This window comes from Megasphaera sp. AF13-6AC (assembly GCF_027685385.1).
Taxonomy (GTDB): domain Bacteria; phylum Bacillota; class Negativicutes; order Veillonellales; family Megasphaeraceae; genus Megasphaera; species Megasphaera micronuciformis.
Genome location: NZ_JAQCUN010000060.1, coordinates 1 through 7,810, shown reverse-complemented (window position 1 = coordinate 7,810; position 7,810 = coordinate 1). Strand labels below are relative to the sequence as shown.

The following is a 7,810-nucleotide window of genomic DNA, read 5'->3' as shown; positions in this document are numbered from 1 at the left end:
CCGAAGCTATGCGGGCCGAATCGATGAAGTTTACGAAACGGGCTATGTATTCAAGGGCCACGAGTGTTCTTCGTAAGGGCACACTGATCGTAAACTTGCCGGGAAGTCCCAAAGCTTGCGATGAATGTTTGGACGTATTTTTAAGCACTGTCGCTCATCCGTTGGATTTATTGCGCTACGGAGCGTCTGACTGTGCCAGAAAATAATTTTGCGGGAGATTTTAAATATGAATACCTGGAAAAAAGCGGTAGGCTTAGCTGTTATGGCGGCAATGGCAGTGGGGCTTATCGGTTGCGGCGGACAGCAGGAAGGTCCTAAATCGACCGGAGAGAAAGAAAAAGTACACTTAACCGTATTTGCGGCAGCAAGTATGACGGAAACGTTGAATCAGCTTAAAACAGAGTATGAAAAGCAGCATCCCGATGTAGAAATTACATTTAACTTCGATTCTTCGGGTACACTGAAAAAACAAATCCAAAACGGGGCGGAGTGTGATCTCTTCATATCGGCAGCTCAAAAGCAGATGAATCAGTTGGATGTCTCGAAAGATGAAAAGGCTAACCCGGACAAATTGGATTTTATAGATCCGGCGACACGCATTAACTTGTTGGAAAATAAGGTTGTATTGGTCGTTCCTGAAGGAAATCCCAAGCAAATCCAAAACTTTAACGATATGGCGGCCAAGTTGAAAGACGGTTCCGTTCGTCTGGTTATGGGGAACAGTGACGTACCGGTCGGCCAGTATACGGAAAAAATTTTGAAATTCTACAACCTGGATGAAAAAGCGATTGCATCTGCCGGTAATATTACATACGGCTCTAATGTAAAAGAAGTTGTGACACAGGTCTTGGAAGGCAGTGGCGATTGCGGCGTTGTCTATGCTACGGACGCTTTCAGTGCGAAGTTGAAGCCTGTTGACCGGGCGACAAAGGAAATGTGTGGTCAAGTTATTTATCCGGCAGCCGTATTGAAGAATTCGAAGCAGCAAGATGCAGCTAAAGATTTTTTGAAATTTTTACAAAGTGATGAAGCTATGAAGATATTTGAAAGCGTAGGTTTCAGTCGCGTATAAGGAGTTCATTACACATGGATTGGTATCCTCTTTGGAACAGCTTGCGCATAGCGGCCATCTCTTGTGTCATCGTCTTTTTTCTCGGTATTTTTGCGGCCTATAAAATTGCCGCCTTACCGAAGTTTGCTAAGGGTATTTTAGATGTATTGCTTACCCTGCCTCTTGTCTTGCCGCCAACAGTGTGCGGCTGGATTTTACTTCTCATTTTCGGTCTCACACATCCCCTGGGTATTTACCTGAAACAGGTAGGCATTCAGTTTGTTATGACTTGGTATGGCGGTGTCATCGCCTCGGCAGTCGTGGCCTTTCCGCTCATGTATAGAACCGCTCGCGGAGCCTTTGAGAGCTTTAATGAAAACTTGGCTTGGAGTGCCCGGACCTTGGGTCTGTCGGAACGGTTTATCTTTTGGAGAATCCGCATGCCTGCTTGTAAGCAAGGCATCATTGCCGGCGTTGTCCTGGCTTTTGCCCGTGCTTTGGGTGAGTACGGTGCGACGAGTATGCTTATCGGCTATATACCGAATAATACGGCTACGATTTCTACTACCGTGTATCAATTATGGCGAACCAATGACGAGTACAGTGCTTTTATATGGGTTGTCATTAATATGATAATCAGTGCTGTCGTGCTTTTGACTGTGAATATGATGGAAAAGAAGGCTCGTCAAAGGAGGGGCCGAGCATGGCAATAGATGTAAGTGTACAAAAAAGATGGGGCGATTTTTCACTCGATGTATCTTTTTCATCGCCCCGTGGCATTGTCGGTCTCTTAGGCGCCTCCGGTTGCGGCAAAAGCAAAACCTTACAGAGCATTGCGGGCATTGAGAAACCGGACAAAGGGCATATATCGGTCAATGACCGAATTCTTTTCGATGCCTCGAAGTCTATAGACGTTCCCGTACAGAAAAGACGGGTAGGTTATTTATTTCAAGACTATGCGCTCTTTCCCGACATGACAGTAAAAGAAAATATCTTTTACTGCATTCGGAAAAAAGCGGGTAAAGAGGAAAAGAGAGAAATCATTAAATCCGTTGTCGAATCGTTGCACCTTACGGGGTTGGAAGAACGTAAGCCCGGACAGCTTTCGGGCGGACAGCAACAGCGCGTCGCCTTGGCGCGTATACTTGTCAATGAACCCGACGTATTGTTGCTTGATGAACCGTTCAGTGCATTGGACAGCTACTTAAAGGAACGCCTTGTCATCGAATTGAAGGAAACCTTGGCTCGGTTTCAAAAGGATGTTGTTCTCGTAACGCACAGTCGTGATGAAGCTTATCAGCTTTGTGATCGCATCGCCGTTTTGTCGGCAGGTAAGATTGAAGTATTCGGTAAGACGCACGCGGTCTTTACCAGGCCTCAGACCGTGACGGCAGCGGTCCTCACGGGGTGTAAGAATATTGCCGATGCGGAAAAAAGAGGATCTCATGATGTCTTCGTGCCGTCTTGGAATGTAGTGTTACATACGGAAGATGAGGTACAAGACGGGCTTTGCGCTGTCGGTGTCAGGGCTCACAGCTTTTCGTCACAGCGAAATGAAAATGAACAGCCTATTGTGGTAACGGAATGTGTGGAACAACCTTTTGAATGGGTAATTAAATTCCGTTATGCCAATCAGTGCGTTAATAGTGAAGATCTTTGGTGGAGATTTCCGAAGGAGCACTTTCCTTCTTCTATGCCCTCTCAATTGGGTGTTCGACGAGAAGATGTTTTACCCTTATACAAGTAAAAGAAAAGACCTGCTCACTGTAAGTGAGTGGGTCTTTTCATAATTATCCCCGTATTAATTCGTGCAGGGCACCGGAACGTTCTTGGTTAGCCATGGAAAAGCCGCCTTTTTCGACTGCATCGAAATCAAAAGGAGCGTCTTGAGGCTCGGCGGACTGTAATTTTTTTATTTTTCCGTACGGCTTTTTCAAGGAGAGTATGCCGTCTTTTCCCGTAAGAAGCCATAAAATCGGATATCCCTTAGGCGGTACGGGAAGCTTTTCTTCCCCCTTGCCGTCCGTGAAAAAAAGAAGAATATCCGGCTTGTGGGCATTACAATAGTCGATAACAGGGGCAAAAGCCGTGCCGCCTCGCTTCGGAAATCGCTCTTGCAGGTCCGTAAGGTCTTCGATGTGGTAGATACGGCGAATTTCGTTATCACATTCAATGATTGTCAGGTCATGGTCACAGGTCTTTACTATTTGAAGCACTTGCTCCATAGCTTGGCGGAATTCCGTATCCCCGATACTGCCGCTAATATCCAAGGCAATGGTAACGGCAGCTTTTTTATTACGCAATTCTCCACGAAGATCCAGACGTTCCGGTTGCCGACGATTGCGCCTCGTCGTTGTTTTCTTATAATTGGCCGTTACGGTGCGCACCACTTTTTTTAAGTATTCGTACCACGGCCTGTCACTGACGGCACGATCCAAGGCTGCCATGAGGGATGCCAAATAGGCATTGGGCTTGCTTTTTCTGGCTCCGTCGACAGCTTTTTTCGTAAATTCAATAAGTGTTTTTTCATCGACATCGTCGCTTTCTTCCCAAATGTCATGGCTGTGCTCAATGTTAAAGCGTTCAGAGAAGAAAGCTTCGCCGCTTTTCATGTCCGTAAAGGCATCCGTCTTAGGGCGTTTATTCAGGGCGCACTGAATCTCTTCAGCATAGTATTCGAGAGATTCGAATAAGGGCATCGAGAGGCCGTACTGTAAGTTGACGACCGCCAAGGTGACGGCATCGGACGGTAGGGGGGCCAAATAGGTATTGACGACAATATCCATGGCTAAATCCACGGCCAGAGGAGAGAAGTGTTTTTTCAGGTCTTTGGTCCGCAAGGGATGAAGAGAGAGAATATGAAGAACCTCGTGCTTAACGGCGCTTTCCATTTGTTCCGCAGTCAGCTGTAGAAACAGATAGGGATTAAAATAGAGGGTATAACGACCGTTTTTGAATGTCGTCCCCGTAGGACTGTCCAGTTGGAACCGCAAGTCCCTGTCGGCTTGGAAGAGAAAATAACCGAAAAAGTTATCCCTGTCATCAATAAGACGAAGGTTCAGAGCATCTAAAAGAGAAAAGAAGCGGTGCCTGAATTCGGGTGAAACGATAAAACCGGCTTTTTCATCGTTGAGCACATAGTTATCCCGCTGCTCGGCAAGGTCGTGGAAAAGGAGAATGGCCTCCTGATTAATGTCGACAGGTGTTTTGTTCATAGCTTATCTCCGGCGTCGGAAGGGGGCAAAATACATATCAATAAAATCGTCATTATATTGAGCGTATTTATAGATAGCCGGCATAGTATTACGGATATCTTTCATGACGGCAACCGCCAAATCGACAGGATAGGTTTGCAAGAAGGTAACAAAGCGGGATACGGCAAATTGGCCGTCAATTGTTTTTTCCTGTAAGGCCTTACTCAGACGATTCAAAATATTGCGAGCACTTATGTATAGTCGTGTATGAGTTTCCGCCGCTACCCGCTCTCTTATGTCATCAGACAGAGAAGGGCCGGTAAAGACGTCTTCGTATGTGATTAGGGGCGTGTAATCGCTTTCAATAAAATTTAAAAACTCTTCGGCAATGACTTTGCCTACATTGCCCCGAACGACATTATAAAAAACGGAGCGACGCACGTCCTGTTGATTTATATAGCGGCGGTAGAGAGCGGAAATACGCTCGTAGCTTCGCGGCGTAGCATCTATATCGTCTTCGTTTGTACGAACAAGGTATTCCGGATAGGTGGAAATAAATTGACAAACCTTGTCGTCAATATCGTTTTCGGCGGCCCAGGACAACCATTGATACGGGTCCGCTTCCATATAGAGCCAGACAAAACGATTTTCCTGAGCCGCATCCATATCGACGGCCTCGTACTCCTGCGAATCGGCAGGGTTCATGGCCGCTAAGATGGAGACACTCGAGTCCAGCTGATACCCGTTGATTTCTCTATTTAAAATAAGATTCATCAGTTCCTGCTGCACCGCATGCTCGGAACGGTTGATTTCATCGATAAAGAGCAAGACGGGTTCTTTTTTCTCCAAGTATCCGTCTATTTCGCGGAGTTTGTTATGGACTGCGTATACCGTCGTTTTCACGTGCGTCAATTTACCGTCTTTTGTTCGTTTTGTAAAATCATCGATAAGGGGCAGACCGCCGATTTCCCCTTCTTTTAACAAGTTGCCGTCAATATAGACCAGATGCGCCTTGAGACGCTCGGCCAACTCACGGGCCAACGCAGATTTGCCGATACCCGTTTTGCCGACGATAAGGGGCACTTGGCCGGCAGATGAAACGAGTTCGACACTTTCCAAGGTTTCCGTATAATTCATATGTACACCTCTTAACGGTTAGGTAAATTTTAATTTTTCATCAACTGTAATTCGCCGCGCTTTAGGACTGCCGTATTCATCAATCAGGGCAATGACGTCAATGGGCATGGTAGATACGGTACGACCGATACTGTGATTATTCAGTAAATCGCGAATATATTTTTCATCTACTTCTTCGCTGCCGATAACTTGGCGCAGAGCACCTTCTACGGCATCGACGGCAATGGCGAAATTGGGCGGCATATATTTTAAGATGAGGCTGTTAATCTTAAATAAGGCGATAAACTTTTCCGTTGTCAGATTTTTGATGAAGCGTAGAGCCTGTTCATCGTTTTTTACAGCCAAGGCTTCAGCAGAAAACACGGGATCGTCAATATACCGTAAAGCGGCATAACTTTGAGCGGCTGCCGCTTCTTGAATTTCTTGTGACGGATTATCAATGTACTTAACGGCGTCAAAGTTTTTTTTCACGGCTTCCAGCTGCAAAGCCTCATCCGGGTCACGTACATATTTAATGGCCCACCCCGAATAGGAAAGGGCCGTTGTAATGAGTTCTCGTGACGGATTGTGAATGTATTCCAGATTGGCCCAGCTTTTGCAAATTGCCTTTTTTGCCAAGTCGGCAGGAGGGTCGGACAAAAACTGTATAGCTCGTGCTTCATTTTCAATAGCCGCTTCCGCCACGTTAAGCGGCGGGTTTTTGATGTACTGAAGAACCATGCCGTTACGGCGAACGGCTTCAAGCATAATGTCTTCAGACGGATTTTCAATGTGTTCCAGCGTGTAAGGGTTACGCTTTACCATTTCCAAGTATTTTGCTTGATCCATGTGAGGACCCCCGATTATTTATAAACTATACTGACTGTGTATGTATTTGTATTATAGCACGCATAGGGCGGAATAACTATGGGGAGAAGAGTCTTTGAGCGTTGCAATACATAAACCTATGGGGTAGAATACCCGTAGGGATGGAATCGTTCTTCGGTGGGACAAAAAACGGCTCGCCACTATGCAATCTTGATTTCAGTCGGCAGTTATATTTCTAATATATAGAGAGTATAATTGACAAAGGCTCAACTATTGGACGAGCATATACGACAGATAAAGGTCATATAATTAGTGACAGGTATAGATGTATACTTGTAAAGGAGAAAATGGCATGATGAAGAAGACAAAGATTATCTGCACCTTGGGACCGAGTTCGGAAACACCGGAAAAACTCGAAGCTATGCTCAGGGCAGGTATGAATGTGGCGCGGTTTAATTTTTCTCACGGCTCTCATGAAGAGCACGGCAAACGGATTGAAGCCGTTCGAGCCGCCGCACGGAAGGTAGGAAAACCCGTTGCCCTGTTGCTGGATACAAAGGGGCCTGAAATTCGCTTGGGTCTGTTTAAAAAGGGAGCTATTGAAATGAAAGCGGGGCAGGAATTTATCTTAACGGCCCGTGATGTGGAAGGAACCGATAAAATAGTTTCCGTATCGTATAAAGGCTTGCCGCAGGAAGTAAAGGCCGGCGACCATATACTTTTGTCCGACGGCCTTGTCAACTTGGAAGTACAATCCGTTGTAGATGACGACATTGTAACGCAGGTTCTGAACAGCGGCAAAATGAGCGATCGTAAGCGGGTAGCCGTGCCGGGTATTCCCATTAAGTTACCGGCTTTATCGGAAACGGATATAAAGGACATTGAATTCGGTATTTCGCAAAATATGGATTGGATTGCCGCTTCGTTTATCCAAAGAGGCAGCGATGTCGTATCTATTCGTAAGGTTCTTGAAAAGCACGGCAGTTCTATAAAAATCATGTCGAAAGTAGAAAGTCGTACGGCTATTGACAATATTGACGATATTATTCGTATGAGTGACGGCGTCATGGTGGCTCGCGGCGACTTGGGGGTAGAGGTTCCGGCAGAAGAAGTTCCGGCTTTACAGAAGATGGTCATTCGTAAGTGCCAGCAGGCCGGGAAACCGGTCGTTACGGCAACGCAAATGCTGGAATCTATGATGAATAACCCTCGCCCGACTCGTGCCGAAACGAGTGATATTGCCAATGCCATTTTGGACGGCACGGACGGCATTATGCTCAGTGGCGAAACAGCAGGCGGCATGTATCCGGTAGAAGCGGTTGAAACGATGGCTCGTGTTGCCGTATATACGGAAAGTCAATTCGATCCCGTAACCCATCAGGATACGGGAAAAGATGTTCTATCGACGACAGAAGCCATCGGACGGGCGACGGTGCGCATTGCCGAGTCGTTGGGTGCGGCAGCGATTATCGCATCTACGGAAGGCGGCAATACAGCTCAGATGATATCCAAATATCGTCCCAAGAGTCCTATTATAGCCGTATCGCCTCATGAAAATATTGTACGCCGGTTACAGGTTAACTGGGGCGTACAAGCCATTATCGGAGAAGGCGGAGAAACG

7 protein-coding genes and 1 pseudogene are annotated in these 7,810 nt (G+C 46.4%); 5 read left to right on the top strand and 3 right to left on the bottom strand.

The genetic code is table 11. The features are described from left to right. The 4 genes and pseudogenes from PGX78_RS04665 to PGX78_RS04650 all read left to right on the top strand — a co-directional run. Positions 1-206 (top strand): annotated as a pseudogene (locus tag PGX78_RS04665) (molybdopterin-binding protein); the annotation flags it as partial. A gap of 20 nt (positions 207-226) precedes the next feature. Continuing rightward, the gene (modA, locus tag PGX78_RS04660; protein WP_270445599.1) at positions 227-1,072 is read left to right on the top strand and encodes a molybdate ABC transporter substrate-binding protein; all 846 of its coding nucleotides are present in this window, start codon (positions 227-229) and stop codon (positions 1,070-1,072) included. 14 nt (positions 1,073-1,086) lie between these two features. Further along, positions 1,087-1,764, top strand: a complete 678-nt coding sequence (modB, locus tag PGX78_RS04655; protein WP_270445598.1) for a molybdate ABC transporter permease subunit — start codon at positions 1,087-1,089, stop codon at positions 1,762-1,764. Then, complete coding sequence (locus PGX78_RS04650) at positions 1,755-2,798, top strand: sulfate/molybdate ABC transporter ATP-binding protein (protein WP_270445597.1); 1,044 nt, start codon at positions 1,755-1,757, stop codon at positions 2,796-2,798. Before modB ends, PGX78_RS04650 begins: the two co-directional genes overlap by 10 nt. 43 nt (positions 2,799-2,841) lie before the next feature. Here PGX78_RS04650 and PGX78_RS04645 read toward each other — a convergent pair whose 3' ends face one another. The 3 genes from PGX78_RS04645 to PGX78_RS04635 are packed head-to-tail and all read right to left on the bottom strand — an operon-like array spanning position 2,842 to position 6,210. Then, entirely contained in the window at positions 2,842-4,266 is a 1,425-nt protein-coding gene (locus tag PGX78_RS04645) for a vWA domain-containing protein (protein ID WP_270445596.1), read from the bottom strand. 3 nt (positions 4,267-4,269) lie between these two features. After that, entirely contained in the window at positions 4,270-5,382 is a 1,113-nt protein-coding gene (locus PGX78_RS04640; protein WP_270445595.1) for an AAA family ATPase, read from the bottom strand. 18 nt (positions 5,383-5,400) lie between these two features. After that, entirely contained in the window at positions 5,401-6,210 is an 810-nt protein-coding gene (locus tag PGX78_RS04635; protein ID WP_270445594.1) for a DUF4116 domain-containing protein, read from the bottom strand. A 331-nt stretch (positions 6,211-6,541) separates the two neighbouring features. Between PGX78_RS04635 and pyk the strand changes: the two genes are divergently transcribed. Next, positions 6,542-7,810, top strand: a 1,269-nt coding sequence (pyk, locus tag PGX78_RS04630) for a pyruvate kinase (RefSeq protein ID WP_270445593.1), incomplete at its 3' end; no start/stop codon positions are given.

Excerpts from the sequence above, each read along its gene's own strand:
- modB (WP_270445598.1), top strand. The coding sequence starts at position 1,087 with ATGGATTGGTATCCTCTTTGGAACAGCTTGCGCATAGCGGCCATCTCT.
- modA (WP_270445599.1), top strand. The coding sequence starts at position 227 with ATGAATACCTGGAAAAAAGCGGTAGGCTTAGCTGTTATGGCGGCAATG.
- PGX78_RS04645 (WP_270445596.1), bottom strand. The coding sequence starts at position 4,266 with ATGAACAAAACACCTGTCGACATTAATCAGGAGGCCATTCTCCTTTTC.
- PGX78_RS04635 (WP_270445594.1), bottom strand. The coding sequence starts at position 6,210 with ATGGATCAAGCAAAATACTTGGAAATGGTAAAGCGTAACCCTTACACG.
- PGX78_RS04640 (WP_270445595.1), bottom strand. The coding sequence starts at position 5,382 with ATGAATTATACGGAAACCTTGGAAAGTGTCGAACTCGTTTCATCTGCC.
- PGX78_RS04650 (WP_270445597.1), top strand. The coding sequence starts at position 1,755 with ATGGCAATAGATGTAAGTGTACAAAAAAGATGGGGCGATTTTTCACTC.